The sequence below is a fragment of the Cognatishimia sp. MH4019 genome (genome assembly GCF_020177595.1).
GTDB lineage: Bacteria > Pseudomonadota > Alphaproteobacteria > Rhodobacterales > Rhodobacteraceae > JAHTBL01.
On record NZ_JAHTBL010000006.1, the window covers coordinates 118,343 to 142,770 of the forward strand.

Here is a 24,428-nt window from a genome sequence, read left to right on the forward strand (position 1 = left end):
TCGCGTCAGGCGTATGCTGCAGGCACGAAAGGATTGTGCCGCAGTGCAGAAACATGCTGATTTCACTGACTTTACGCTGATTACCCCCAGCGCCGCGATTGCCGCGGACAAGCATGGTGGGCGCGCAAAATGCCTGCAACGCCTGATCCGGCTTGATCTGCCCGTGCCGCGCACAGTCGCGCTCTCTTTTGCCGTGGTTCACGCGGTTGCAGCTGGCCAACTCCCTGATACCAAAGCGCTTTTGGCGCTCTTTCCCGAAGGTGCGCTGGTGTCCGTGCGCCCCAGCAGTCAGGACCCCGATTGGGGTGGGCCGGGCGCTGTGCTCAATATCGGTATGAACGACGCCCGCTACGTTGATCTGTGCGAGACGATGGGCAAACCCGCCGCCGCCGCACTTTATGCGCGCTTCGTGCGGGCCTTTGCGATCCACGTCGCGCGCCTTGATCCGGACGAATTTGATCTGCCCGCGCACCCGACACCCGAAGATCTGACCGCTGCACTCGCCGCCTATGAGGCCGAAACCGACAGCATTTTCCCCCAAGATCCCGCTCAGCAATTGGGCGAGGTTCTGCGCTCCATGGCGCGGGCTTGGGAAAGCACAACCGCACGCTTGTTGCGCCAGGCCAAAGGCGCGCCTGCGGATGCCGGTCTGGGCCTCGTGGTGCAGGAAATGGCCATGGGCGTGGGGGCTGCCGAAAGCGGTTCTGGCGTGATCCAGTTCGTCTCGTCCGACACCGGCGAGCCGGGCGTGACGGGGCGCTATCTGAGCCAAAGCCAAGGGCGCGAGGCGCTGTCGCCTGACGTGCAAGCCAGCTACCTGACCCGCGATCCCCGCGGCGCGTCGCTGGAAGAACTTTGCCCGGACGCTTTCGCCGAGTTGATGACCTATGGCGACACGGTCCGCACCCGTCTGCGCGAGGAAATGCAGATCGAGTTCACCATTGATGGCGGCGACCTGCATGTGCTGGATGCTGTCCGCGTTGCACGTTCCGCCCGTGCCGGGGTGCGCATCGCTGTCGATCTGGCCAAGCAAGGCGTGATCGAGAAAAGCGATGCCCTGATCCGGGTGGAGCCACGCGCCCTGAACGAATTGTTGCACCGGCAGGTCGATGATCGCGCCAAGCGCGACCCGATTGCGCGCGGCATTGCCGCGTCGCCCGGTGCGGCCAGCGGCAAGATCGTGTTTACCGCCAACGATGCTCAAGCCAGCGCCGCGCGCGGCGAGGCCTGCGTTTTGGTGCGTCGCGAAACCACGCCTGAGGACATTCGCGGCATGCACGCCGCCGCCGCCGTGCTGACCGAACGCGGTGGCATGACGTCTCATGCTGCCGTGATTGGCCGGGGCCTTGGCCTTCCTTGCGTCGTTGGGGCTTCCGAAATTCAGCTCGATGCGCGTCAAAAAACCCTGACCACGCCTGATGGCCGCACCTTCTTTGAAGGCGAAGTGATCACCATCGACGGCACCGCCGGCGAAGCGCTGGCCGGGGAGCCGAAGATGCGCGAAGCCGCCTTGGATGACGTTTTCCAGACCTTGCTCGGCTGGGCGGACGAGGTGCGCGATATCGGCGTGCGCGCCAATGCCGACACCCCCGCCGACGCCCAGACCGCCCGCAATTTTGAAGCCGAAGGCATCGGCCTCTGCCGCACTGAACATATGTTTTTCGAGGGCGACCGCCTGACCGTGATGCGCGAGATGATCTTCGCTGACAGCTCCGAAGATCGCCGCGCCGCCGTAGATCGCCTGCTGCCCATGCAGCGCGACGATTTCAAACAGCTCTTCGATATCATGCGCGGCATGCCCGTCTGCATCCGCCTGTTCGACCCGCCCCTGCACGAGTTTTTGCCCAGCTCCCGCGACGGTATGCGCGATTTGGCCGAGGCGCTGGGCTTGCCGTTGGCAGACGTCACCCACCGGGTCGAAGCGCTGAGCGAATTTAACCCCATGCTGGGGATGCGCGGTGTGCGCCTTGGTATCACGGTGCCGGAAATCTACGATATGCAGGTCCGTGCCATTTTTGAGGCGACGGTTGAAGTTACCACGCAGGGCATTGATATCACGCCGGAAATCATGATCCCGCTGGTCTCTGCCGCACGTGAGGTCGAACTTGTGCGCTCCCGCATCGACGCAGTCGCGGCCGCTGTGCGGGCCGAGCGGGGCATTGATTTCAACTTCAAACTGGGCGTCATGGTGGAAACGCCGCGCGCTGCTCTGCGTGCGGGCGATATCGCGGAAACCGCCGCCTTCCTTAGCTTCGGCACAAACGACCTGACCCAGATGACCTATGGCCTGTCGCGCGACGATGCGGGCCGCTTCATGTCGAACTATGTCCAGCAGGATGTCTTCCACGAAGACCCGTTCCACCGCCTCGACATTCACGGCGTGGGAGAGCTGCTGAGCATCGGTGCCGAACGAGGTCGCCACATCCGCCCCGACGTCGTCTTGTCCATCTGCGGTGAGCATGGCGGCGACGCTCTGGCCATCGAATTTTGCCGCAAGGCCGGGTTCAACTATGTCTCGTGCTCACCTTTTCGTGTGCCGGTCGCTCGGCTGGCCGCCGCGCAACTCACCATTCACGATCGTGCCGAAATCAAGGCAAACACCAGCTAAGTGGCTGAAAAACAAGCGCTCTTTTCAGGCTTTTCCAAGGCATCACAATCGGCGAACTGTTGCCGGTATGCCACGCGACAGGCTGCGCGACTCGACGTTTGGGGCAAACCGGCCTATGTGACCGGCTGGCTGCCAACCGCCCCTCCGATTTCGGAGCGGCTGCCACCTGACGGGAACTGCCTGAGAAGGACGACGATATGCTTGTGAAGAGGATCGCATTTACATGCGCCCTGTCGCTTTGCGCGATCGTTGCACCTGCATTTGCAGATGCTGCCGACGTTGAAACGCAAAGCCACGAAGCTCTGGGAAAGAGCGTTAAACAATTGTTGGATAATGAGCGCCGGATCATGCTGAACGGGGGGGCTGATCGCCTCGCCATGATCGCAACGACCGCACCGCGCAGCTCGATCACGCCGACCAAACGCCCGGCCTATGCCGGCATCAGCTATGATCGCGAATGGCTGGCCGCCCAGCCCGAAGCCAAAGGTGGCGCGCAGTGGCGTTGCCTTGCCGAAGCGCTCTATTTCGAGGCGCGCGGTGAAAGTGTCAAAGGCCAGTTCGCTGTGGCCGAGGTGATCATGAACCGGGTCGCATCCTCGCGCTTTCCCGACAGCGTTTGCGGCGTGATCAACCAAGGCACGGGCAAAAAGTACGCCTGCCAGTTCACCTATACTTGTGACGGCAAGGCCGAGGTCATCAACGAGCCGCGGGCGTTTAACAACGTGGCCAAGATCGCCAAAGCCATGGTCGATGGGGCACCCTTGCGCCTGACCGGTGGGGCCACGCATTATCACACCAAATCGGTGAGCCCGCGCTGGGCGCGCACCTATCCGCGCACCGCAACAATCGGCTACCACCACTTCTATCGCCACACCTACCGCACGGCGTCGAACTAGGTCGCAATTGCCATCTGCTGCGACGCGGGCGCCCCTTTTCGGAGGCGCCCGCTTTGCGTATCAGGGGCCGTGATCTCCCGCGCTGAAGGCCAAGACCCCATGACAAACGACATCCATCTGGCCTTTGCCCACCCATCCGAGCGCGCCGCCGCCACCGCAGACGGCCCGCGCGACCGCATTTCGGTGCGCGACTATATTGTCGAGGTCGAGATAGGTGCCTTCCAACAAGAACGCGGCACCACTCAGCGGGTGCAATTCAACATCGTTGTCGAAGTGCAGCCCGTCGAGGGCCCCATCGACGATGATGTAGATCGTATCCTCTCCTACGACCGCGTGACCGAGGCGATTACGCTGGAGCTGTCGGAAGAACGCCTGAATCTGCTCGAAACACTGGCCGAACGCGTGGCCGACCGCATCCTACTGGAACCCCAAGCGATGCGCTGTTTCGTGCGGATCGAAAAACTGGATCGGGGTTCCGGTGCGTTGGGCGTCGAGATCGTGCGCGCGCGGCCCTTGAAAGTCGTCGATCCGACCGAGTCGCTTCTGATCCCGCCGCGCGTCGTAATGCTGTCCAACGCTGCGATCATATCGGACAACCTGACCGGTTGGCTTGATCAGCTCGCCTCAGATCCGGCCCCCGTGATCCTTTGCGTCGGCATGCCCGAGGCGACACCGCCCGCGTCACAGGTTGCTCCGGCCCAACGGCGCATCGACCTTCTTGCAATCGAACAGAACGCCTGGGTCCTTGCGGGCCGTGATGCGCGCTGCGTGGTCGTCGCAACCCGGACCGAGCTTGATTGGGCCATGAAAAACGGCCAAATCTGTGTCTGGGCACCTTCCAAGATCGTGCTGGATGCGGTCGAAGGTCCCGCAACACAGCCTCGCGATGCGGCCGCCCTCAATGCGTGGTTTGCCGCAGAAATGGACGCTGCCGCTTTCTGGTCCATCGGCGGGCAATCCCCTGAGGCCACGCGGGTCATCGCACTTGATCAGGTCACCCTATGACGCTTTACCGTCCTCTGGCTCAAACGGGTCCCGCGCCGAAAGGGGCCAAGCGTCTTGCGGGCGGTTGGTGCTGGTTCACTCAGGCCGAGGTTCTCACACCGGGCCGGGCCTCGCGCATCATTCCGGCCAGTGACATTCCCGCTGACAGGCTCGACCGTTTGACCGCGCCGCGTACGCCGCAAGCCAGTCTCAGTTGGGCCATGCCGCATATCATGGGCATTCTCAACGTCACCCCCGACAGTTTTTCAGATGGCGGTCAGTTCATCGGCGCTGACGCCGCGATTGCCCATGCCCGCGATATGGCAGCCTGCGGGGCTGACATGATCGACGTGGGCGGCGAAAGCACCCGTCCCGGAGCCACATTGGTGCCAGTCGAGGATGAGGTCGCCCGCATCCGCCCGGTGATCGAGGCCACGGCACAAGCGGTTGACACACCGATCTCCGTCGATACCCGCAAAGCCGCCGTGGCCGAGGCCGCGATGGCTGCCGGTGCCGCCATGGTCAACGATGTCTCTGCCTTTAGCTTCGATCCGCAAATGGCGGAAACTGTTGCGAAATCTGGCGCGCCGGTTTGCCTGATGCACGCCAAGGGGGAGCCTGAGACGATGCAGGATGATCCCCGCTACACGGACGTCCTGCACGAGGTCTACAGCGCGCTTGAGACCCATATCGCCACCGCTGAGGCCGCAGGCATTGCCCGCGCCCGCATCCTTGTCGATCCTGGTATCGGCTTTGGCAAAACGCTGGATCATAACCTGACCCTCCTGCGCCATATCGGCGTTTTTCACGGGCTGGGCTGCCCGATCCTGTTGGGGGCCTCCCGCAAGCGCTTCATCGACACCGTGACCGATGCGCCATCCGCCGCCGACCGTTTGCCCGGAACCCTCGCGATCACGCTCATTGCGGCCATGCAGGGTGTTCAGTTGCACCGCGTCCATGATATCACCCCTGCAGTTAAAGCGCTGAAAATGGCGCAAGCAGTCTTAGGGGCAAAGAAATGACACGGAAACTTTTTGGCACAGACGGCGTGCGGGGCACCGCCAACACCTATCCGATGACTGCCGAAATGGCCCTTAAGCTGGGTGCTGCTGCAGGCCGCTATTTCCGCCGCGACGGCATGAACCGCCACCGTGTCGTGATTGGCAAAGACACGCGTCTGTCGGGTTACATGCTGGAAAACGCGCTCACCGCGGGCCTCACCTCCACCGGCATGAACGTGCTGCTTCTGGGCCCCGTGCCGACCCCCGCTGTGGGCTACCTGACCCGCTCCATGCGCGCCGATCTGGGCATTATGATCTCGGCCAGCCATAACCCGCACCACGACAACGGCATCAAGTTCTTCGGCCCCGATGGCTTCAAGTTGTCTGACGAGGCCGAGATGGAGATTGAAGCGTTGGTGGCTGGCGAAATCGACCCCGCGCAACCTGCCAATATCGGCCGCGCCAAGCGTATCGACGATGGCCGGGGCCGCTATGTCGAATATGCCAAAACCACCTTTCCCCGCCAACAGCGCCTGACCGGCCTCAAGGTTGTCATCGATTGCGCCAACGGGGCGGCCTACAAAGCTGCGCCCGAAGTCTTGTGGGAGCTTGGCGCCGAGGTGATCCCCGTCGGCACCGCCCCCAATGGCTATAATATCAATGAAGGCTGCGGCTCCACCAGCACCAAGACCGCCGCCGAAACCGTCGTGGCCCATGGCGCGGATGTGGGCATTTGCTTGGATGGCGACGCCGACCGCGTGATGATCCTGGATGAGACCGGAACGGTGGCCGATGGCGATCAACTCATGGCGCTGATGGCCCGCCGCTGGGCCGATCTGGGCCAGCTGCGCGACGACACGTTGGTGGCGACCGTCATGTCCAACCTCGGCCTGGAGCGCTATCTGCAAAGCAACGGCCTGCGCCTTGAGCGCACCAAGGTTGGCGACCGCTATGTCGTTGAAGCCATGCGCAAAGGTGGCTGGAACCTGGGCGGCGAACAGTCCGGCCATATCGTGATGACCGACTACGCCACCACCGGCGACGGCCTGATCGCGGGCCTGCAATTCCTCGCTGAGATGGCCCGCTCGGGTAAACCCGCCAGCACGCTGGTCAAAAGTTTCGAACCTGTGCCGCAGCTGCTCAAAAACGTGCGCTACGCGGCAGGCCAAGACCCGCTGAACGCCGCCGCCGTCCTCAAACGCATCGCTGAAGCCGAAGGCCAGCTCACTGGCAAAGGCCGCCTCCTGATCCGCAAATCCGGCACCGAACCCCTGGTCCGCGTGATGGCCGAATGCGAAGATGACGCCCTGCTGCATGAGGTCGTGGACGGCATTGTTGCAGAGGTCGAAGCCGCCCTTTAAGCAAACAGCTTGCGCAAAGTCCCTGCCTGCGAAATCGCGATCCCCACAAGGATCAACGCGAGCGCGCCAAAGAGTTGCGCAGGCAGTTTTTCCGACAGGATCAACGCGCCAAACAGCACCGACCAGACCGGCACCATGTAGTTGGTCAACGTCATGAAACTGGGTCCGGCTGACCGGATCACCGCCACCTTGATGATGAACGCCACCGCCGTCGGCACCACGCCCAGATAAAGCAGCGCCAGCCAGCCTTGCGGCGCGACCTCGCGCGGAACGCCTTCCACGAGCAACGCCAAAGGCACCAGAAACACCGCTGCCAAAATCAGCGATGCGGTCGACAGCGCCAATTGGTTCACCTCCGGGCAAAGCCGCGTCACAATCGACCCAACCGCGTAGCAAAGTGCCGCCGCCACGCAGGCCATTCGCGCCAGCGCTTCGGTGTCCGATGAAATCTCGGAAATCGTGCCAGGCCCGATCAGCCAAACCGTGCCCACAAAGCCAATCGCAAAGCCGATACCTTTGCGCAATGTCAGCCGATCTCCCGGGACCAGAAAATGCGCCAAGGGCAGCACGAAGATTGGCAAAGCTGCCATCGTCATGCCCGCAAAGCCCGAGGCGACATGCTGTTGCCCCCAGCTCAGCAACATGAAGGGCCACGCGCTCGACAGCAGCGCGATGCCCAGCGTGAACACCCAAACCTTCCGGTCCGAAAACGGATGCAACGCCCCGCCGCGCAGCTTCAAAAGCGCGTAAAGCGCGCCTGCGCCGATGACGATCCGGCCTGCGGCCAGCGTCAGCGGCTCAAAGTCGCGCAGCGCGATCGAGACCGTCATGAACGCACTGCCCCAGATCATCGCAACCCCGACGATCCGCAGCCAATTTATGGCGCCCGGCTTGTCCATACGTCCTCCCAAACAAAAAGGCGCGACCCGAAGGCCGCGCTTTTCTTTCAACGCTTACAAGCGCTTAGTTCTTCTCTTTGTCAACCATCTTGCCAGCGGAAATCCACGGCATCATCTCACGCAGCTTGGCACCGACCTGCTCGATCTGGTGCTCGTCATTCAGACGACGCGTACCTTTGAAGAAAGGCTGACCAACCGAGTTTTCCTGCATGAAGTCCCGCACAAACTTGCCGCGCTGGATGTCGTCCAGAACCGCTTTCATACGCGCCTTGGTCTCGTCATAAGGCAGGATGCGCGGGCCGCTGACATACTCGCCATATTCCGCCGTATTCGAGATAGAGTAGTTCATGTTCGCGATGCCGCCTTCATAGATCAGATCCACGATCAGCTTCACCTCGTGCAAGCACTCGAAATAGGCCATCTCGGGCGCGTAACCGGCCTCGACCAGCGTTTCGAAGCCCATGCGGATCAGCTCTACCAGACCGCCACACAGAACGGCCTGTTCCCCGAACAGATCGGTTTCGCATTCCTCGCGGAAGTTCGTCTCGATGATGCCGGACCGCCCGCCACCGATGGCCGAGCAATAGGACAGACCGATTTCCAGCGCCTTGCCGGACGCATCATTGTCGACCGCCACAAGGCAAGGCACACCGCCGCCTTTGGTGTATTCGCCGCGCACCGTGTGGCCGGGGCCTTTGGGCGCCATCATGATGACGTCGACGCCTTCTTTCGGCTCGATCAGGCCGAAATGCACATTCAGACCGTGGGCAAACGCAATTGCGGCGCCTTCGCGAATATTGTCGTGGACGTATTTCTTGTAGGTCTCTGCCTGAAGTTCATCGGGCATGGTGAACATGATGACGTCGCACCAGGCTGCGGCTTCTGCGATCCCCATAACTTTCAGGCCTTCACCTTCGGCTTTCTTGGCCGAGGCCGAGCCTTCGCGCAGCGCCACGACAAGGTTCTTTGCACCGCTGTCGCGCAGGTTCAGCGCGTGGGCGTGGCCTTGAGAGCCGTAGCCAAGGATGGCCACTTTTTTGTCTTTGATCAGGTTAATGTCGCAATCGCGATCGTAGTAAACGCGCATAGGGTGGTCCTCCATCAAGGTTTAATTGTGGCGCACCATAGGGGCGTTTCGCTTAGGATACCCGTATCATTCAGGTATTTTTAGACAAAAGAAGGCATATAGTTATTCGTCAAATTTGATGTTACGTACATTTTCATGCAAATAGATGATCTAGACCGCCGCCTTCTTCGGCTCACGCAATCCGATCCGACCGCCTCGGTGCCAGCATTGGCAAAGGACGCCCGTGTGTCGGTTGCCGTAGTCCGCCGCAAGCTGGACAGGCTTGAGGCGGCAGGCGTTTTGAAAGGGCGGCAGGCCGTGATCGACTGGGCCGCTTTGGGATACGCGGTCGAGGTTTCCCTGCGCATCACTATCGACAAGGCACAGCCGCAGGGGTTTGACCAGTTTCTAGCGGCAGCCCGCGACGTCCCCGAAGTGATCGAGATTCAGACCTTTCTGGGCCGTGTGGATCTGCGTCTGTCTGTGCTGGCGCGAGACATGGCGCATTACCAGGAACTCTACCGTGACCGGATTTTAACCCTTCCGCATATCGCCGATGTCGAAGCCTTGATGCACGTCGCCTCCGTCAAGTCAGACGAGGGTTTACCGATATGATTGATCTGGACCAGACCGACCGCGCCCTTTTGAAGGCTCTGGTTAACGATGCAGGTGTATCAACAGCCGCCTTGGGCAAACGCTTGGGGTTAAGCCAACCCGCGACGTGGCGGCGGATCAGGCGGCTGGAACAAGCGGGCGTGATCACGGGATACCGCGCGGTGTTTGATCTGGAAAAACTGGGTTTTGGTGTGTCGGTATTTCTGGGTGTGAAACTGGCCCGCAAAGGCCGCGTGAGTTTGGAGGATTTTGAACGGGCGGTCACCGCCATTCCAGAGGTCCAATCGGTGCAGCATGTGCTGGGCCTCTTTGATTATCGCCTTCGGATTGTCGCCCGCGATTTGGCGGATTTCGAGCGGGTTTTGCGGTGGCGGATCATGACTTTGCCGGGTGTCGGGGATGTTGAGGCTAATGTTCTGCTGTCGGAAGAACGGCGTCCGGGGCCGATCGGATAACGGGGTTTCCGATCCGCGCCACCAACTGCTGCGATGCGGCGAATGTATACCGAAATAGACTTTGCGCACCGGGGTTTCGCTGCGATACCACATCTCCAAACATGGAGATCACGATGGCTGCTCTGCTCGACACGATTGACCCTGATGGGCTCGAAGAATTCTCGGTGGTGTTCACCGACCGCTCGCTCAACCATATGTCTGCCGCGTTCGGCGATGTGATGCGCGATATCTCTGGGATGCTCAAGGACGTCTACAAGGCCGAGGCCACGGCCATCGTCCCCGGCGGTGGCACCTACGCGATGGAGGCGGTCGCGCGCCAGTTTGCCACCAATGCCCATGCTTTGGTCGTCCGCAATGGCTGGTTTTCCTACCGCTGGAGCCAGATTTTCAAAGCAGGTGGTTTCGCGCGCGAAACCACAGTGGTTAAAGCAAGGTTAACGGGCAACGACCCGCAATCGGCCTTCATGCCCGCCCCGATTGAGGACGTCACCGCCCGTATCCGTGAGGCCAAACCCGACGTCGTCTTTGCCCCCCATGTTGAGACCTCGGCAGGCATCATCCTGCCCGACGCCTATATCACTGAACTGGCCGCCGCCGCCCATGAGGTCGGCGCGATCATGGTGCTCGATTGCATCGCCTCCGGCTGCGCCTGGGTCGATATGGAGACCACCGGCGTTGACGTTCTGATCTCTGCCCCGCAGAAGGGCTGGTCTTCGACGCCGTCCGCCGGCCTTGTGATGATGAGCGCCCGCGCGAAAGAGCGGTTGGGCAACACGCAGTCCAACTCCTTCGCCATTGATCTGGCGAAATGGGCAGCGATTATGGACACTTACGAGGGCGGCGGTCACGCCTATCACGCCACGATGCCCACCGACGGCCTGCGGGCCTTCCGCGACACCATGCTGGAAACCCGCGACTACGGCTTCGAGAAGCTGAAGGAAAACCAGTGGGCTTTGGGCGATGCGGTGCGCGCCTATCTCAAAGAAAAAGGCGTGAAATCCGTCGCCGCTGAAGGCTACGGTGCGCCAGGGGTTGTTGTCAGCTACACCACCGATCCGGACATCCAGAACGGTAAGAAATTCGCGGCCCAAGGCATGCAGATCGCCGCCGGTGTGCCGCTGCAATGTGATGAGCCGGAAGATTTCCGCACCTTCCGTTTGGGCCTTTTCGGGCTGGATAAGCTCCATGATGTCGATGGCACGATGACGCGGCTCACCCGGGTTTTAGATCAGGTTCTCTGACCTAACGACTTAACATAATACCGACTTCTTTTGTCCTGAAATACCTTGGGGGTCACGGGGGCTAGCCCCCGTGCCGGGTTTTTGGCGTAGCCAGAAAAAGACGACTACCGACCTCGCGCCCCGAGCCCAAGTTGAATCATTGTCTTTCGGACGGGTGCCACGGAATAAAGCGCGTTCAGACCCATCGCACGGGCATCACGTAAAGGTTGCGCTTCAATTTGTGACGTGCGGTTCAGAAGATCAACGCCAGCGACGCGGGCGCGCACCTCGGAGTGGCGAGCCTTGTGATAGCTCTCCAGCATTGACACCTCGCCAATCAGATGTGGGGCTTCGACCGCCAGATTTAAAAGCACGCGCAAATCCCCGAGGCTCATATTCAGACCTTGTGCGCCGATGGGGGGCACGACATGGGCGGCCTCGGCGACGAGGGTGGTGCGTTCACCATACATTCGCTCGGCCATTTGGCTGATGATTGGCCAGACAGTGCGCTGGGACGCGAGCGTCAGAGGGCCGTACAACCCGCAGGACCGCGTGGTCATTTCGGCGTTGAAATCGGCCTCAGGCAGGGCGGCAAGGCGCGCGACTTCGGGGCCGTCTTCCATCCAGACGATGGCGGAGGAAGGGACCCCGTCCCGGTCTGGAAGCGGGACCAGGGTGAAGGGACCGCCAGAGCGATGCACCTCGGTCGAGACATTCTCGTGCGGGATCGGGTGGGTGACGGCAAAGGCGAGGGCCTTTTGGCCATAGCGTGTCGTTTTTACAGGAATATCAAGCGCTTCGCGGACAGGCGAGCCACGCCCGTCAGCGGCGATGATCATTTTCGCCTCAACTTTCGTGCCGTCAGACAGCGTCACCAAAGCCTGCCGGGAGCGCGTAAAAACCCGCGCGGTGCCGGTGCCGGGACGGAAATCGACATTGGGCAATTCCGCCAAACGCGCTGTCATTTCGCGGCGCAAAAGCCAGTTGGGCAGGTTCCAGCCAAAGGGCAGATCGCCGATATCGGCGGCGTTGAAATCCTTGGTCAGGCGCGGCTCTGGCGTCTCGCCACCCGCATCGACGATGCGCATGATTTGCAGCGGGCTTGCATGGGGGGCGAGCTTGTTCCAGATGCCTGCGCGATCCAGAAAATCACGAGCCGGCTGCAAAAACGCGGTGGTGCGGAGATCGGCACCTGCGGCATCACGCTCGGTGATGGGTGGTGCAGGATCAACGCAGATCACGTTGAAGCCAGCTGTGCCGAAGGCGGCGGCGGCGGTGAGGCCAGCGACGCCGCCGCCAGAGATCAGAATATCGGTTTTGATACGTTCCATAGGGCTCAACTTAGGCACCGCAGCGGGCGCGTCCAAGCGTCATTCCGCCCCACGTAGACGCTTGAGAAAGCCGGTCAGATCGTCGGTGTGGTGGTGGATATGATCGGCAGGCTGGGCATCATCGGCCACATGCACGGTGCGCATTCCCATGGCGTGGGGGGCTTTGAGATTGCGGGGGTCATCCTCGAACATCGCGGCTTGGCTGGGGGTGACGCCGTCTTGGGTAAAGATCGCCTCGAACGCGGCGCGGTCGGGTTTGGGGCGGTATTGGGCATGCTCGACGCCGTAGACCGCGTCAAAAAGATCCGACAGCCCACGCGCCGCCAGAACCCTTTGGGCATAGGGTCTTGAGCCGTTTGTGTAGACGATCTTGCGGCCCGGCAGATCGGAGATTTCGGCGGCCAGGCCCGGGTCTTTGGTCAGGTGGCTGAGGTCGATCTCATGCACGGCATGCAGATAGGGATCGGGATCCACGTCATGCTCGGCCATCAACCCGGCGAGCGTCGTGCCATAGGTCTGCCAGTAGTGGTGCCGCAGGTGGTTGGCGCGGTCGCGCTCTACCCCCAGAACGTCTTGCACCCAATCCGTCATCTTCACCTCGATCTGATCAAAGAGGCGGGCAGAGGGGTGATAAAGCGTGTTGTCGAGGTCAAACACCCAAGTATCGACATGTGTAAAATTCTGGCGTGGCATGCGCCGAGACCTAAGTCTTATGGCAGGGCAGGGCAAGCTGTTGTGCTTGATTGACATGAGGCCCCCCGTGTAGGTTGACACAGCAACGCAAGGACATCGTAGATGACGGACGCACGGGCAGAGCATAAAGACGCGTATTCACTGATCCTCGAGGCGATTGATGTGGGCGTTTACCGGCCCGGCGACCGTCTGGTGGAATCAGAGCTGGCGGAGCGGTTCGGCGTCTCGCGCACGCCGATCCGCGAGGCGTTGCAGCGGCTTGAAACGCAGTCCTTATTGGCGCGCGACGGACGGTCTTTGATCGTGGCGTCGCTGGATCATTCGCAACTGGCCGAGCTTTACGTGGTACGTGCCGAATTGGAGGGACTGGCCGCAAGGTTGGCGGCGCGGCATGCTGCCGAAGAAGAGGTGCGGGTCTTGCGCCAGATGGTCGAGGATGACCGCGCGTTGATCGGGCAGCCTGAAAAGATGAGCCGCGCGAACCGTCGCTTTCACAAGCAAATCCATCTGGCCTCGCATAACCGCTATCTGGTGCAGCAACTGGATTTGGTGCATCGGTCGATGGCGCTGATGGCCAACACCTCGATCGCCGCGGAAGGGCGCGGCGAAAGCACGATTGCAGAGCATGACAGGATTGTGTCGGCGATTGAAGCGCGGGACGGGGACGCGGCGTTCAAGGCGCTTCGGGATCACATCTCGGTCGCTTTTGAAGTGCGTCTGAAGCTGGATGCGGGCGAAGTGGAAGCGGCGGAATAAGCGCTTTTCTCAAGAGCGGGACTTGCAATGCTGCGCCTTTGATCGGCTGGATTGCGGCGTCATTCTCAAAAACGCCATGGTCGGTTTTGTCCCAGTAGAACGGCTTTTTTATCAACTCCCACAAGCCTTTATAGGCCGCGGCTGTGGCCAGTGGAAAATAGGCGGGCAGGGTCAGAACCCAGCCGCGCAGGTGGCGGTGTTTACGCGATCTGACGCCGATCAGCGATACCGCGATGGTGGCAATCCCCGAAAGCGCGAAGGTGACTTGCAGTGCGATAAGCAAGGGCAGCGACATCGCGGCGCTGAGCGGGTGCCAGAGACCGAAGAGCATGAGCCAGAAGCTCCACAATACAGGGGATAGCGCTGACTGGATCAGGCTGCCGAGGAAGAGAAGCTGGAAGCCCCAGAATTTGCGCGGCCCCAGATCGCGCCAGAGCTGGCGGGGCTTGCGCATATGCACGGCGTAGGTGGCCGCATAGCCCTTGATCCAGCGGGAGCGCTGTTTGACCCAAGGCCAGGGGCGGCAGTTGGCTTCCTCTTCGGTGACGGTGTCCACAAGATCTGCGCGAAAGCCGTAACGGGCCAGGCGCATGCCCAGATCGGCGTCCTCGGTGACGTTGTGGGCGTCCCAGCCGCCCAATTGCTCGAGCGCCGTGCGGCGGAAAAAGAGTGTTGTGCCGCCCAATGGAATGGCGCAACCGAGCTTGGCGAGGCCGGGCAGGATCACGCCAAACCATGTGGCGTATTCGATGGTGAAACAGCGTGACATCCAGTTGGAGCGGCTGTTGTAAAAGTCGAGGCGGCCCTGGAGGCAAGCCACCTCGGGGCAGCGCGCGTGGAAGGCGCGCGCGACCGTAATCATGGCGCGGGGGGCGGGGGCGTCTTCGGCGTCAAACACCCCGATGATGGAGCCGCGGGCGAAATCCATCGCGTAGTTCAGCGCGCGCGGCTTGGTTTTGACCGCGCCCGGTGGCACCTGAATGACCCGCATCCAGTGGGGCAAATCGGTTTTGGATAACGTGGCGCGGGTGCAGGCATCGTCTTCTTCGACAACCAGACAGATGTCGAGGCATTCGCGCGGGTATTCGAGGCGTTCCAGACGGCGGACAAGGCGGGTCGCGATCTCGGATTCCTCAAAAAGGGGCACAAGGACCGAGATGACGGGCAGTTGGAAGGGCAGATCGTGTGGCGGGATCGGATCGCGGGGGGCGGGGTCGGTGTAGCGGATCGCTTGATTTGGCAAAACGGATCACTTGGTTTGTCAAAAAGTTTTAGGCCTCTTGAGGCGCTACCGATCTAGGATTGAGACATACTCGCCGGTCTGCTTCGGGGTGCTCTTGGTCTTCTTTTTCGATTTGGTTGGCTTCTTCTTATCACTATTCTCTTCCATGCCAAACTCTGCTTCCACGGTTGTCACTGCGCCACTGCCATCGGTGTAGTCCCAGATATGGGTCACAGAAGCCGCAATCCAGTCGCCATCGGCATCCGGAGCGACGCCCTGAACCTTGATCGGCGCTTCAGCACGGGCCTTCGGGAAGCCGACAAGATCGCAGCTTAATTCACCTTCACCAGCCCGCAACTCTTTAACCTTCGCCTCGGCTGCTTTGCGCGCGTCGGCAGCGCTTTGGAAGACCTCTCGAAGCGTCATCGAAGGGCCTTTTAAACCCGCTTTAAGAGTGATGGTCCGCGTCCGTCCAGCGGCGCGATCCTGCCACTTCGCAATTACCCTTGAATACCGCGAGCGCGGCTTGCGCCGAACCATATATGCGTTGTCGGCTATCAGCTGCTGGGTTGTGATGAATATTGTCGGCATGGGCTTGCCGGAGACCGTCTTGCCGGATCCACGAGAGGATATTAGCAAGCGGCCGTCTTTGGGCGCCACAACGGCCCCCAGACGCCGCCCAAGCCGCGTCAGGAAGTGCTGATCGCTTTCCTCCGTCTGCGCGATATAGGCGACCCCGAACGCAGCCAGATCACTGGCAATCGCCAGCTTCAGATTGTGTTCGCGGGCGATGGTGCCGCAGATCGCGCCGAAAGTCTGACCCTCCCATGCGCGCGTCTTGGGCTCTTTGAGGCTTTCCGCATGATCCGCCGCTTTGGCGGTCAAGGTCAGTGTGCGTTCATATCCGTTGCGCTCGATCTCTTCGAAGACGTAGGTGCCGATAAAGATCGGCGGGCCCCATTCTGCATAGCCAAGACTGAGTTCGTAGGTCGCCCCCTCGCGTGGGGTCTCGATCTGGGGCGCGCTGTCGTCCAGCGTCAGCCTCAACTCGTCGCTTTCAAACCCCGCCGCGTCCGTCGCCTCGATCCGCAAGATGCGTGCTGAAGGGAAAGGCTTTCCATCCACCAGCAGCTTGAAAATCGGCGTCTGCGCGATTGGATGAAGGACAGGATCAATCATATAGCTTCACGGTCTGGATCGGATCAGCCTCAGCCAGGTCCGGAAGTGTCAGGATCGTTCCTTCAGGCAACACCAGCGGCAGCTTTGCAAGGCCGCGATTGGCCTCGAAAATCACCTCAGTGGTGCCGTTGTGGCGACCATAGTGGCGATAGGCGATCGCATCGACCGTATCGCCTTCGATTGTGCGGTAGGTTGTGGCCATAGCTTCCTCTACTCTATTAAATTGGCTGACAAGCCTCTGGGCTGATGACCTCGTTCTGCCAACCACGAAACGGATTTTTTCTTGGACCGAGGGGCCGCAGATCAATATCGGCGGCGTTCTCGACAAATAGCTCAAGTCGCAGTTCCGGTGCCTCGGTGGCTAACTTCAATTCGCGTTCAGCCATCACAACATACACATCGAACTGTGTGGTTTCACCTGAAAGCAGGCCGCCATCGATAATTCGAAACTCACCCCAATGCCCGTAAGCAATTGGCAGCGGGCGTCCGTCAGCCCATAGTTCGTAACCAAGAACAAGACCGCCAATCGGGATTGAGAGATCGTTTGTCAGGGTCAACTCGTATTCGACACCAGCTGAATAGAACTCTTGAAATGCAACTGAGGCTACGACGTTTTCTGCGATACAGTCAGAAATAGGGTCAGCAAAAGCGGGCGACCCTAAGTTCAAACAAAGTGCAATTGCCAAACAGCGCATATCAACTCTCCAAAAGGTTCCTAAGGTGGTCATCTTCCGAGTTCAGCTCGCAAAGCGCAATACGCATGTGCCGCAGCCAACGGGACCACTCCGTTACCGGCCGCAGAGGATCGGTCCAGCCCGAAGGCCAGCCCATCATCCAGTCCGTGAATGCAGGGTTTAAGCCGAGGGGCGCGCTCGAGTATTTTTCCCCACTCAGCAAAATCACTCGGAACGGGTGGGAAGATCGGAACGGTTGAGGTGTCCAACCCGCCGCCAGCAGCATGTCCCACATCAGGGTCCACGCGCTGGCTGCATTCTTGATCCCGATCTGGGTGCCGACCTGGTTTAAATCGGTCTTGAACTGAATGCCCGCTTGGCTGCCCTGAAGCGCTGCGCGATTGCCCGACCCCTTGAAAGTCGGCGTGGGCCAGAATGAAGACCCTTTCACGGGTATGCGATGCGCCGACTTCCGCCGCTGATACGACGCGCGCTGCAACTTGGTAGCCCAGCTCCTGAAGGTCTCGGGTGACGTCTTGCAGGCCAAGGGTAAGATGCCCTGGCACATTTTCGAAGAAGACCCATTCGGGCGCGACCTCGGCCGTGATGCGCGCGACGTCCGGCCATAGGTGGCGGGGGTCGTTCTGGCCAAGCCTAAGGCCGGAGAGCGAGAACGGTTGGCAGGGATAACCGGCAGTGAGGATATGAACGCGGTTGCGCCATGGGCGGCCGTCGAAGGTTTTGAGATCGTCCCACACAGGTGCCTGTGCCAGGGACGTGTCCGCCATCCGCGCCACGAGAGCGGACGCGGCGAAACTGTTTCGCTCGACAAAACACACAGTTCGATATCGGGGTTCGGCAATGTGCAGTCCGAGGTCGAGACCTCCGACGCCTGAACAAAGGCTAATGCCTCGGAAGTCATCTTCTCGTCCGGGATGAAAAGCCACATGAGGCCTCCTTTCCATCGCACTCGTGGCGCTCTGGTTCGGGGCTCTGCCGATCTGTGCGAACGGGCCTCAATACATTGATGTTCCGGCAACGCGGGCATTTGATTGACAACACGCCAACCAGCCCATCCGGCTCCATCTTGAATAGCAGTTTTGCACAATGCGTGCATCTTATTTCCTCTTGCCTCATCTGGGCGACTCACCTCAATTTGGCCGTCCCTTCGCGAAGGGTGGAAGCGGCCATAAGGTGTATTCTGGTCGGCGGGGTTGGGTGTGAGAATTTGGCCCCGTGCCGAGGGGCGTTTCCGCGCCCTTCGGCCTTCCGTTAATCGGTTTGGTTGGACAGCACCTCCATAATCGCCAGCCGTTCCTGACGATCCATCTTGCCGATCTTCGCCGCCCATCGCGCCTTCTTGCGTTTGATGCGTTCCCGCTCTCGGTAGTTGTCGCCGAGGTGGCTGTAATCGTGCAGAGCGACTGGTGGCTGGAAATTCATCCAGAGGCTTTCAGGGACGCGCCCATGACGTGTCTGGGCGAGGTAATCGACGCGGGTGAAGCGGCGCAGAGCATCGTCATAAAGAGCGCTGCGGTACCCGGAGATCATCACCATGCAGCGAGCGTCGGACAGGATCGTCAGCAGCTCCTTATGAGCCGCATCATCCATTTCGAAGTCATACAGCTCTCCACCCTTCCGCGTCTCCATCAGATAAGGCGGATCGGCATAGACCAGGGTGTCGGGTTGCTCGATCAAAACGGAATCGGACACCATCGCCTTGAGCGAGGGCAGCAGCTTGAGCGCATCGCCATCCAGAAGCCGAAATTCGCGACCCTTCTCGCCCGCGAGATCAAGGCATAAATCCAGCGCATCTAGGCTTCGATCAATGCCGATGTTGCGCTCTGCTGGGCGCTTGTTCCGCAGAACCGCACCAGAGCCAAGGAATGCCTCGATATAGGTCTTGTGCGGGGGCATGTGATTGATGATCCGCTGATAGGCGCCCGCCGCGTTTTTGCCGCCTGGATACGTCATTGCGCCTGAAGCCTCGCCACTTCTGACGATCTCGGCCGCACAGCGCAGAGCTGACGATGGCGGAATCGGATATCGCACGTTTTGGCGATACATGCCGGCATCCCTGAGTAGGCGGCTTTATCCATCGCTATCAGCTCCGTTATGGAGCTGGCACTCCAAAGCCAACGCCTCGTTCGTCAGCTCCGCCAGCCGCGCGCGCAACGCGATGGCCTTGTGTGATTTCGGCGCCAGCTTTTCGATCCGCCCCGACAGTGCGACGCGCTGCGCGTTCAACTGATCCAATCGACTAATCTCGGGTGCTGCAAAAAGGGGAAGAACTTGCGCCATCAAAACACCTGAATGCCGAAGATCGAATATCCCGCGGGCGCGCGGGTCAGTGTGATCTGAGTGGTGATCTTCTGGAACGTGCCGTTCGGCAGCACATGGGTCTTCTCAGCCGCCAGTTCTTCAATCAGATAGAAGCCATAGAAATGGCCCGAGCGCGAAATCAACGGCAAGCGGCGCCCGGTGCGCATCCAAAGCCGCATGAGCTCGATCTGTGCGGGCCCACCGGGCGATAGAACTTCTTTATAGATGACCGCATCCAGCGTGATCGTGCGGTCGCCCGGACCAAGGAACTGTTTTGTCGGCATCGTGCCGGCGCGGTCCATCGTGGCGATCCGCGCGCCCTCGCGATCCTCAAGGCGCTCTAACGCTTGTGTTGTCAGGGTGATGAAAAAGGGTCCAAGGGCAAAAAGCATATCAGATCATTCCACGTTCGCGGCGTCATCAAGGCTGCGACGCACGGCACGCTCTGTTTCAGAACCGGCGCGCCGACCTGCATCTTTGGCTATCTGCGCATTGTTGACGGCTTGCTCGCGCCGGATCGAAATCGGCATGTCCACTTTGACGGCAACATCCAGCTTTGTGTTGCCCTCGAACCTGCTTTCGACCTGCACATTGGGTTGGCTAGTGCCGTAGGCGAATGGCCCACCTAAAGGCGCGGAGGTCGGTCGGCTTCGTCCCTCTGCAAGAGCGTTTTCAAGACTATCCTGAGGTGTCCGTATGCGGAGGCGATTGCGCCCGCTTAGGTCGCGATCCGCGCGCTCTTGATCGCTCAAGCCGCCTGCTTTAAAGATCTGACCCAGATTGAAGTCCGGGATAATGGCACCCCAATCCCACGTCGGCAACACATCGGTCCATTTGAACAGCAGATAGGTGCCCCAGGTGATCGGCCCTCCTATGATCGCCAGCCACTTCCATTTGGGGAGCTCATTGACCCACTCGAAGGAGAGAAACTTCTTCCAGTCGATTTCGTAAATAAAATCGTCCCAACCAAGTGGCACGATGAGTTTCTTCCAAAGCAACGTGCCTGCAAGAAGAGCCCATCCAATCGGCGAAATAAAGCGGCTGCTCCAAAGAACTGCTTTAATGAGGGTTCGCCAGCTCAGCATCCCGGCAAGGCGACGCCACGGGAGCGCAGGGATCATCCCCGCCGTCCAACGCAGCGGAACAATCGCCCATTTCAACGGCGTGCGCATCATCCGCGCAAGGCCGCGGCCACCACGGTAAAGGCCACGAAATGACCGGCCCGCCAGCCGTGCCGAGCGCGCCATTACGGAGATATTCTTGCCCGATTTATCAAACTTCAGGAACATCGCGGCCGTCCGGAGTGCGCCGTCGAACATTAGGGCATAACCGAAGCTGACCACGCGTGACGCGATCCCGAACGCTAACAAACCGGCCGTGCCTTTGACGATTGTCGCTGTCAGCTCTGGATTGGCCGATGTCCAGGCTGCGACGGCATCCACCCCAAAACGCACTTCGTTCATAATATCCGTGATGACCGGCAACAGCGCGCCGGATGCACCTAGAAGTGATGTGACCGAATTCTTGAGCTGTCGGAAGCCTTCGTTAAAGCCCTTCATCACCCGCTCGTAATCGGCATCGATGACGCCATCTGCGCCCAAGGCTTCGGCCTTGATCCGCTGATACTCTTCTAGGTTCGGGATCATCGCGCGCAGGAAATCGAGAACCTGTTTGTCGGCGAAGAGCTCGCCCATCTTAAACGCATTGCCGCCGGTCATCTTTTCGATCACCTGCAGCATGTGCAGCATCGGATCGGCGCCGCGCGAAAGCGCGATTTGCATCTCTTTCTCGATATCAACACCAGCTTCCTTGAACTTCTTCACGGTGTCGGTCGCCGTGATCTTGCCAAGGAAGTTGGTCATGTTGGTCGCGGCCTGATCCTCAGAACCGGCTGACTTCATCGCGATTTGCAGTGCAGCCGACAAAGAGGCGACGGCATCTACGCCTTCCATCTTCAATGACTTTGCACCTGCGGTGATCTCAGGAAACTTGCGCGCCATAGCGGCCAGCTCGAAGGACCCTTCCTTGCCAGACTTCGCCATAATGTCGAAGGCCTTGCGCAACTCGTCTGGCGAAACGTCTAGGTTGTCCATGACGGCAAAACCGGAGTTCGCCAATTCGTTCATGGCCGACTTGGTGGCCTTCGCCGCGCGGCCCGTCGCTTCCATGCCGGCGATCGCCTCGTCCAGCCCCATACCTTTGCCGACATAGGCCTCAAGCCCGTCCAGAAGTTGCAACTTGGACTGGCCGGTTGAGAGGCGTAGCTGATCTAGCTGGCGATCAAGCTCGGCAGCGCGATCCGAGCCGATTTCTGCCAAGTTTGCGAAATCGATCAGCCGCTCTTCGAAGTTACCAGCCGCAACCACAGGCGCACCCAAGGTAACTGCCATTGCGGCGGCGCCCATCAACCTCCCGCGTGCATCCGAAACGCGGCGTTCGCTTCTTGACATCGCCGCTTCGATTTCAGTTGCGGAAAATCCGGTGGTGATCTTGCGCCCCATCTCGCGCCGCATATCGCGGGCGCCCTGAGACATATTGCGCATGGATTGGCGAATTTTGTCAGCGGGGGCGGACCACTGATCCATCAGGCGGATCAGCATCGAAAAGCTCAGATCACCCCCGCCCATCTGTCATCCCCATCTGTTTATAGATGCGCCCGACTTCCGCATGGTAGCCAAGCAGATCATCCCAGAACATGCCTAGGAGGTCTCGTTCGCTCCATTTGAAGGCATACGCGACGTCGGTGAGGACTGAGCGCCAAGGGGCGATAGATCGCTTTGGCCGCCCGCTTCCTCCTGCATGCGCTGCTGCAACATCTCTTCCAACTGCGCCCGAGCGTTCTCCATCTCGTTGCGCAGCTTCACCGGCAAAAAATCAATGACGGTCTCCGCAACCTCGGCAAAGTCGTCCTGGTCCAGCGCGTCCAGCACATATTGCGGCTGATCCGTAAATGACTGGATCATCTTATCGAAATTGAGGCCAGCATCATCGACCCCCTCTTGCAGCTCCCGAACCTCATGGCCCTTCAGGCGACGAACTGTGACGCTGTTCAACGGCTCGCCGTCCACCAGCAATGGGTAGGTCAAAGGAACTGCACGGAACCGCTCGGGACCTCCGGGCGCGAATTCTACGGTTGGGCGTGTCGCATTCTCGGTCATCGGTTTTCCTTGGATGTTAAGCGCCCCATTTGGGACGCTCTGGGTTTTGGTTGCGGGGGCGGGACTTGAACCCGCGACCTTCAGCTTATGAGGCTGACGAGCTACCGCTGCTCTACCCCGCACTCAGGTGGGCTAGAGGCCCATGCCGTTGCGCAGCTCTGCGGACAGGTCCACGCCATCGACGATCAAGATGTGGTTCAACTGATCGATGTGATGGATTTTTTCGCCGTCGATCAGGTGCTTGTAATAAAAGATCGACCCGATCTTATATTCATCCTTGAGGACCGACTGCGCCTCCCAACCTGCATATTCCGCGTTGAGCCGACCATCGAACGAGATGACTTCGTTTTGCTGACTGCCATCGATTTCGGACAGATCAACAGACCGCAGCGTGATGTCGAGACGCTTGCCTGGCAGCATCCCCACCTGCTTCATCAGATACTTCTCGCGGGCGTTCACCTTGATACCAGCTTCCATTTTCGCGAGACCAAGAGCGACATCAACCGCCCCAATAAGACCACCGGCCTTGACCTCCTCGTAGACATCCTTCACCTGAGGCGGCGTGCAGCCTTCAACGATCAGGTGCTGCGAGACGCCCGCAACAAAGCAGTTGAATTTGCGTTGGATTTGCATCGTCAATTTCTCCTGTGGGTGACGATCTGAAGGCTTAGCTCAGCCGGTTGATCTCACTGATGGCATCACGAGCAAGTTCATCGTAGTAGCCGGTGTTGCGGTTGAACTGGAAGATCAGGCGCTGAAGCGGTGCGGGCGCTTCGGCGTCATAGGACACGAACAGATCACCATTGACCCAGGTCTCTTTCGTGTTCAGCGCAGGATCGATCCAGACATCGTAGCCAAGCGTCCAGCCGCGGGCGCGCATCTGGCGAAGGAACCCGTTTACGGTTTCTGCAATATCGACCAGAAGCTGCAACGAGAACGGCTTGTCGCGGAACGCTTTGTGACCGGCTGCGACGCTGTCCATGATGATGTCGTGAACGCGAACCACCGGGAAAAACTTGTTCAACGGCTCTGTCCAGGCGGTCTCGTTGCCCCAGAGACGGAAACCATTGTCGCGCACGATCGTCGCGATCTGGTTGCGGGTCAGATAGTCAGCTTCGGTATCAGGATCGCCATCGTAGTATTCGACAGGACGCGCGACACCTGTGATGCCAAAGAACTCATGGTTCGACGGCGAATGGTTCGGGCCGAGGGTGCGATCAACGCGCAGGGTGATCCCTGCCACAGAGGCGCTGGACGGCTTTACAAGCGTCTGGCCCCCGCGGAACACCTTGACGGCGGGATCGGTGATGTAGATGCGCTCGGAACCCCAGTCCTCACGATACTGAAGCGCAGCTTCCTTGGTGGTGTTCGGGCCATCGGCAAAGATCATGCCGCGACGCCGTGTTGCAATGCCAAGCATCTCGGCCACGACCGGATTACGACCATTATCCACGCGCTGGGATGTGAAACCCGGCGCCAACATCAGACGGGGCGAAAGACCGAGCTCGGACTGCGCGGCCTTGATGGCATGCACGCCGGTTTGCGGACCAGCCGCACCCACGACATTGGCAAGCGTGGCATCGAAGTCAGCGCCTTCTTCAACACGAACCCCGATGGCGTTCATGCCGGTGCCTTCGGCGGTGATCTGGCTGATGATATCAGGGCCTGTGCCGGTTTCGCCCATACCGTCCAAAAGCTCGGACCCGCCGATCAGCCCCAGCGGTTCGTTCAGCGGGAACTTGGTATTGTCCGCGTCAGGCGCGGTGAACACAAAGGCGACGGTTGACGCCTGTGCGACCTGAACCGGGCGACCGCCCTTCAGGTTCTCAAAAGTCCCAATGCCTTTGTGAAAAGCCGGTTGCATGTGCTTGCTCCATCCGTCGAGAACGCATCGTTCATGTGATGAAGCCGTTTTTTCACACGCGTAGGCAGGCGATTATGGTAGCGCGCGCTACCATAAGGGGATCAGTTTTCGGGAATACCCGTGA

At 60.1% G+C, this 24,428-nt stretch carries 26 protein-coding genes, 1 tRNA gene and 1 pseudogene; 9 read left to right on the forward strand and 19 right to left on the reverse strand.

Translation table 11 applies throughout. The annotated features are described in order from the left end of the window. Positions 1-13 precede the first annotated feature (13 nt). The 5 genes from KUW67_RS12070 (at position 14) to glmM (ending at position 6,850) form a co-directional block, all read left to right on the forward strand. On the forward strand, positions 14-2,608 hold the full coding sequence (locus KUW67_RS12070; protein ID WP_224825564.1) for a putative PEP-binding protein: 2,595 nt from the start codon (positions 14-16) through the stop codon (positions 2,606-2,608). A gap of 197 nt (positions 2,609-2,805) precedes the next feature. Then, positions 2,806-3,504: a cell wall hydrolase gene (locus KUW67_RS12075; protein ID WP_224825565.1), complete on the forward strand. Its 699-nt coding sequence runs from the start codon at positions 2,806-2,808 to the stop codon at positions 3,502-3,504. A 99-nt stretch (positions 3,505-3,603) separates the two neighbouring features. After that, the gene (locus tag KUW67_RS12080) at positions 3,604-4,509 is read left to right on the forward strand and encodes a dihydroneopterin aldolase (protein WP_224825566.1); all 906 of its coding nucleotides are present in this window, start codon (positions 3,604-3,606) and stop codon (positions 4,507-4,509) included. After that, entirely contained in the window at positions 4,506-5,510 is a 1,005-nt protein-coding gene (folP, locus tag KUW67_RS12085) for a dihydropteroate synthase (RefSeq protein ID WP_224825567.1), read from the forward strand. Before KUW67_RS12080 ends, folP begins: the two co-directional genes overlap by 4 nt. Then, positions 5,507-6,850 (forward strand): phosphoglucosamine mutase, encoded by a 1,344-nt coding sequence (glmM, locus tag KUW67_RS12090; RefSeq protein ID WP_224825568.1) that lies wholly within the window; start codon positions 5,507-5,509, stop codon positions 6,848-6,850. Before folP ends, glmM begins: the two co-directional genes overlap by 4 nt. Here glmM and KUW67_RS12095 read toward each other — a convergent pair. Together KUW67_RS12095 and ilvC are read right to left on the reverse strand one after the other, a co-directional pair. Then, positions 6,847-7,749 (reverse strand): DMT family transporter, encoded by a 903-nt coding sequence (locus tag KUW67_RS12095; RefSeq protein ID WP_224825569.1) that lies wholly within the window; start codon positions 7,747-7,749, stop codon positions 6,847-6,849. The two genes, glmM and KUW67_RS12095, sit on opposite strands and share 4 nt — an antisense overlap. Before the next feature lie 64 nt (positions 7,750-7,813). Then, complete coding sequence (gene ilvC / locus KUW67_RS12100) at positions 7,814-8,836, reverse strand: ketol-acid reductoisomerase (protein WP_224825570.1); 1,023 nt, start codon at positions 8,834-8,836, stop codon at positions 7,814-7,816. 135 nt (positions 8,837-8,971) lie between these two features. On the opposite strand from ilvC, the gene KUW67_RS12105 reads away from it, so the two are divergent. From KUW67_RS12105 to KUW67_RS12115, 3 genes are all read left to right on the forward strand, one after another. Continuing rightward, complete coding sequence (locus KUW67_RS12105) at positions 8,972-9,430, forward strand: Lrp/AsnC family transcriptional regulator (protein WP_224825571.1); 459 nt, start codon at positions 8,972-8,974, stop codon at positions 9,428-9,430. Next, complete coding sequence (locus tag KUW67_RS12110; RefSeq protein WP_224825572.1) at positions 9,427-9,885, forward strand: Lrp/AsnC family transcriptional regulator; 459 nt, start codon at positions 9,427-9,429, stop codon at positions 9,883-9,885. The genes KUW67_RS12105 and KUW67_RS12110 overlap by 4 nt, the downstream gene beginning before the upstream one ends. A 113-nt stretch (positions 9,886-9,998) precedes the next feature. After that, positions 9,999-11,126 (forward strand): aminotransferase class V-fold PLP-dependent enzyme, encoded by a 1,128-nt coding sequence (locus tag KUW67_RS12115; protein WP_224825573.1) that lies wholly within the window; start codon positions 9,999-10,001, stop codon positions 11,124-11,126. A gap of 104 nt (positions 11,127-11,230) precedes the next feature. Here KUW67_RS12115 and KUW67_RS12120 read toward each other — a convergent pair whose 3' ends face one another. Then, positions 11,231-12,436 carry a UbiH/UbiF family hydroxylase gene (locus KUW67_RS12120; RefSeq protein WP_224825574.1) on the reverse strand — a complete coding sequence of 402 codons (1,206 nt, stop codon included), beginning with the start codon at positions 12,434-12,436 and terminating at the stop codon, positions 11,231-11,233. Positions 12,437-12,475: 39 nt separating this feature from the next. Next, a complete protein-coding gene (locus KUW67_RS12125; RefSeq protein WP_224825575.1) occupies positions 12,476-13,129 on the reverse strand; it encodes a pyrimidine 5'-nucleotidase in 654 nt (217 codons plus the stop codon). A gap of 102 nt (positions 13,130-13,231) precedes the next feature. Here KUW67_RS12125 and KUW67_RS12130 point away from each other — a divergent pair, with 102 nt between their 5' ends. Then, complete coding sequence (locus KUW67_RS12130) at positions 13,232-13,885, forward strand: GntR family transcriptional regulator (protein ID WP_224825576.1); 654 nt, start codon at positions 13,232-13,234, stop codon at positions 13,883-13,885. On the opposite strand, the gene KUW67_RS12135 is transcribed toward KUW67_RS12130, so the two are convergent. From KUW67_RS12135 to KUW67_RS12205, 15 genes and pseudogenes are all read right to left on the reverse strand, one after another. After that, the gene (locus tag KUW67_RS12135; RefSeq protein WP_370634977.1) at positions 13,803-15,128 is read right to left on the reverse strand and encodes a glycosyltransferase family 2 protein; all 1,326 of its coding nucleotides are present in this window, start codon (positions 15,126-15,128) and stop codon (positions 13,803-13,805) included. The two genes, KUW67_RS12130 and KUW67_RS12135, sit on opposite strands and share 83 nt — an antisense overlap. Before the next feature lie 45 nt (positions 15,129-15,173). Beyond that, entirely contained in the window at positions 15,174-16,286 is a 1,113-nt protein-coding gene (locus KUW67_RS12140) for a phage late control D family protein (RefSeq protein WP_224825577.1), read from the reverse strand. Next, positions 16,279-16,488 carry a tail protein X gene (locus KUW67_RS12145; RefSeq protein WP_224825578.1) on the reverse strand — a complete coding sequence of 70 codons (210 nt, stop codon included), beginning with the start codon at positions 16,486-16,488 and terminating at the stop codon, positions 16,279-16,281. The genes KUW67_RS12140 and KUW67_RS12145 overlap by 8 nt, the downstream gene beginning before the upstream one ends. A 16-nt stretch (positions 16,489-16,504) precedes the next feature. After that, positions 16,505-16,981 carry a hypothetical protein gene (locus KUW67_RS12150; RefSeq protein ID WP_224825579.1) on the reverse strand — a complete coding sequence of 159 codons (477 nt, stop codon included), beginning with the start codon at positions 16,979-16,981 and terminating at the stop codon, positions 16,505-16,507. A 1-nt stretch (position 16,982) separates the two neighbouring features. Next, positions 16,983-17,411 (reverse strand): hypothetical protein, encoded by a 429-nt coding sequence (locus KUW67_RS18495; RefSeq protein ID WP_224825688.1) that lies wholly within the window; start codon positions 17,409-17,411, stop codon positions 16,983-16,985. 28 nt (positions 17,412-17,439) lie between these two features. Further along, a pseudogene (locus KUW67_RS18500) lies at positions 17,440-17,925 on the reverse strand (DNA cytosine methyltransferase); the annotation flags it as partial. Continuing rightward, entirely contained in the window at positions 17,879-18,097 is a 219-nt protein-coding gene (locus KUW67_RS18505; protein ID WP_224825580.1) for a Com family DNA-binding transcriptional regulator, read from the reverse strand. The pseudogene KUW67_RS18500 and the gene KUW67_RS18505, both read right to left, overlap by 47 nt. 135 nt (positions 18,098-18,232) lie before the next feature. Next, positions 18,233-19,027, reverse strand: a complete 795-nt coding sequence (locus tag KUW67_RS12170; protein ID WP_224825581.1) for a DNA adenine methylase — start codon at positions 19,025-19,027, stop codon at positions 18,233-18,235. 24 nt (positions 19,028-19,051) lie between these two features. Next, positions 19,052-19,261, reverse strand: a complete 210-nt coding sequence (locus KUW67_RS12175; RefSeq protein ID WP_224825582.1) for a hypothetical protein — start codon at positions 19,259-19,261, stop codon at positions 19,052-19,054. After that, the gene (locus tag KUW67_RS12180; protein ID WP_224825583.1) at positions 19,261-19,674 is read right to left on the reverse strand and encodes a phage tail protein; all 414 of its coding nucleotides are present in this window, start codon (positions 19,672-19,674) and stop codon (positions 19,261-19,263) included. Before KUW67_RS12180 ends, KUW67_RS12175 begins: the two co-directional genes overlap by 1 nt. A 6-nt stretch (positions 19,675-19,680) precedes the next feature. Then, a complete protein-coding gene (locus KUW67_RS12185; protein ID WP_224825584.1) occupies positions 19,681-21,909 on the reverse strand; it encodes a phage tail tape measure protein in 2,229 nt (742 codons plus the stop codon). A 72-nt stretch (positions 21,910-21,981) separates the two neighbouring features. Beyond that, complete coding sequence (locus tag KUW67_RS12190) at positions 21,982-22,440, reverse strand: phage tail assembly protein (RefSeq protein ID WP_224825585.1); 459 nt, start codon at positions 22,438-22,440, stop codon at positions 21,982-21,984. Positions 22,441-22,487: 47 nt separating this feature from the next. Beyond that, positions 22,488-22,562: transfer RNA gene (locus KUW67_RS12195), tRNA-Met, on the reverse strand. Between the two features lie 10 nt (positions 22,563-22,572). Further along, a complete protein-coding gene (locus tag KUW67_RS12200; protein WP_224825586.1) occupies positions 22,573-23,073 on the reverse strand; it encodes a phage major tail tube protein in 501 nt (166 codons plus the stop codon). 34 nt (positions 23,074-23,107) lie between these two features. Beyond that, positions 23,108-24,304, reverse strand: a complete 1,197-nt coding sequence (locus KUW67_RS12205; protein WP_224825587.1) for a phage tail sheath subtilisin-like domain-containing protein — start codon at positions 24,302-24,304, stop codon at positions 23,108-23,110. Between the last annotated feature and the right edge of the window lie 124 nt (positions 24,305-24,428).

What these genes read in the sequence shown, in the direction of transcription:
- KUW67_RS12130 (WP_224825576.1), top strand. Translation starts at nt 13,232, where the DNA reads ATGACGGACGCACGGGCAGAGCATAAAGACGCGTATTCACTGATCCTC.
- KUW67_RS12120 (WP_224825574.1), bottom strand. Translation starts at nt 12,436, where the DNA reads ATGGAACGTATCAAAACCGATATTCTGATCTCTGGCGGCGGCGTCGCT.
- KUW67_RS12095 (WP_224825569.1), bottom strand. Translation starts at nt 7,749, where the DNA reads ATGGACAAGCCGGGCGCCATAAATTGGCTGCGGATCGTCGGGGTTGCG.
- KUW67_RS12205 (WP_224825587.1), bottom strand. Translation starts at nt 24,304, where the DNA reads ATGCAACCGGCTTTTCACAAAGGCATTGGGACTTTTGAGAACCTGAAG.
- KUW67_RS12180 (WP_224825583.1), bottom strand. Translation starts at nt 19,674, where the DNA reads ATGCTTTTTGCCCTTGGACCCTTTTTCATCACCCTGACAACACAAGCG.
- KUW67_RS12115 (WP_224825573.1), top strand. Translation starts at nt 9,999, where the DNA reads ATGGCTGCTCTGCTCGACACGATTGACCCTGATGGGCTCGAAGAATTC.
- KUW67_RS18505 (WP_224825580.1), bottom strand. Translation starts at nt 18,097, where the DNA reads ATGAGGCAAGAGGAAATAAGATGCACGCATTGTGCAAAACTGCTATTC.
- KUW67_RS12150 (WP_224825579.1), bottom strand. Translation starts at nt 16,981, where the DNA reads ATGCGCTGTTTGGCAATTGCACTTTGTTTGAACTTAGGGTCGCCCGCT.
- KUW67_RS12200 (WP_224825586.1), bottom strand. Translation starts at nt 23,073, where the DNA reads ATGCAAATCCAACGCAAATTCAACTGCTTTGTTGCGGGCGTCTCGCAG.
- KUW67_RS12175 (WP_224825582.1), bottom strand. Translation starts at nt 19,261, where the DNA reads ATGGCGCAAGTTCTTCCCCTTTTTGCAGCACCCGAGATTAGTCGATTG.
- ilvC (WP_224825570.1), bottom strand. Translation starts at nt 8,836, where the DNA reads ATGCGCGTTTACTACGATCGCGATTGCGACATTAACCTGATCAAAGAC.
- KUW67_RS12170 (WP_224825581.1), bottom strand. Translation starts at nt 19,027, where the DNA reads ATGTATCGCCAAAACGTGCGATATCCGATTCCGCCATCGTCAGCTCTG.
- KUW67_RS12110 (WP_224825572.1), top strand. Translation starts at nt 9,427, where the DNA reads ATGATTGATCTGGACCAGACCGACCGCGCCCTTTTGAAGGCTCTGGTT.
- KUW67_RS12080 (WP_224825566.1), top strand. Translation starts at nt 3,604, where the DNA reads ATGACAAACGACATCCATCTGGCCTTTGCCCACCCATCCGAGCGCGCC.
- glmM (WP_224825568.1), top strand. Translation starts at nt 5,507, where the DNA reads ATGACACGGAAACTTTTTGGCACAGACGGCGTGCGGGGCACCGCCAAC.
- KUW67_RS12140 (WP_224825577.1), bottom strand. Translation starts at nt 16,286, where the DNA reads ATGATTGATCCTGTCCTTCATCCAATCGCGCAGACGCCGATTTTCAAG.
- folP (WP_224825567.1), top strand. Translation starts at nt 4,506, where the DNA reads ATGACGCTTTACCGTCCTCTGGCTCAAACGGGTCCCGCGCCGAAAGGG.
- KUW67_RS12185 (WP_224825584.1), bottom strand. Translation starts at nt 21,909, where the DNA reads ATGGGCGGGGGTGATCTGAGCTTTTCGATGCTGATCCGCCTGATGGAT.
- KUW67_RS12145 (WP_224825578.1), bottom strand. Translation starts at nt 16,488, where the DNA reads ATGGCCACAACCTACCGCACAATCGAAGGCGATACGGTCGATGCGATC.
- KUW67_RS12070 (WP_224825564.1), top strand. Translation starts at nt 14, where the DNA reads ATGCTGCAGGCACGAAAGGATTGTGCCGCAGTGCAGAAACATGCTGAT.
- KUW67_RS12125 (WP_224825575.1), bottom strand. Translation starts at nt 13,129, where the DNA reads ATGCCACGCCAGAATTTTACACATGTCGATACTTGGGTGTTTGACCTC.
- KUW67_RS12075 (WP_224825565.1), top strand. Translation starts at nt 2,806, where the DNA reads ATGCTTGTGAAGAGGATCGCATTTACATGCGCCCTGTCGCTTTGCGCG.
- KUW67_RS12105 (WP_224825571.1), top strand. Translation starts at nt 8,972, where the DNA reads ATGCAAATAGATGATCTAGACCGCCGCCTTCTTCGGCTCACGCAATCC.
- KUW67_RS12190 (WP_224825585.1), bottom strand. Translation starts at nt 22,440, where the DNA reads ATGACCGAGAATGCGACACGCCCAACCGTAGAATTCGCGCCCGGAGGT.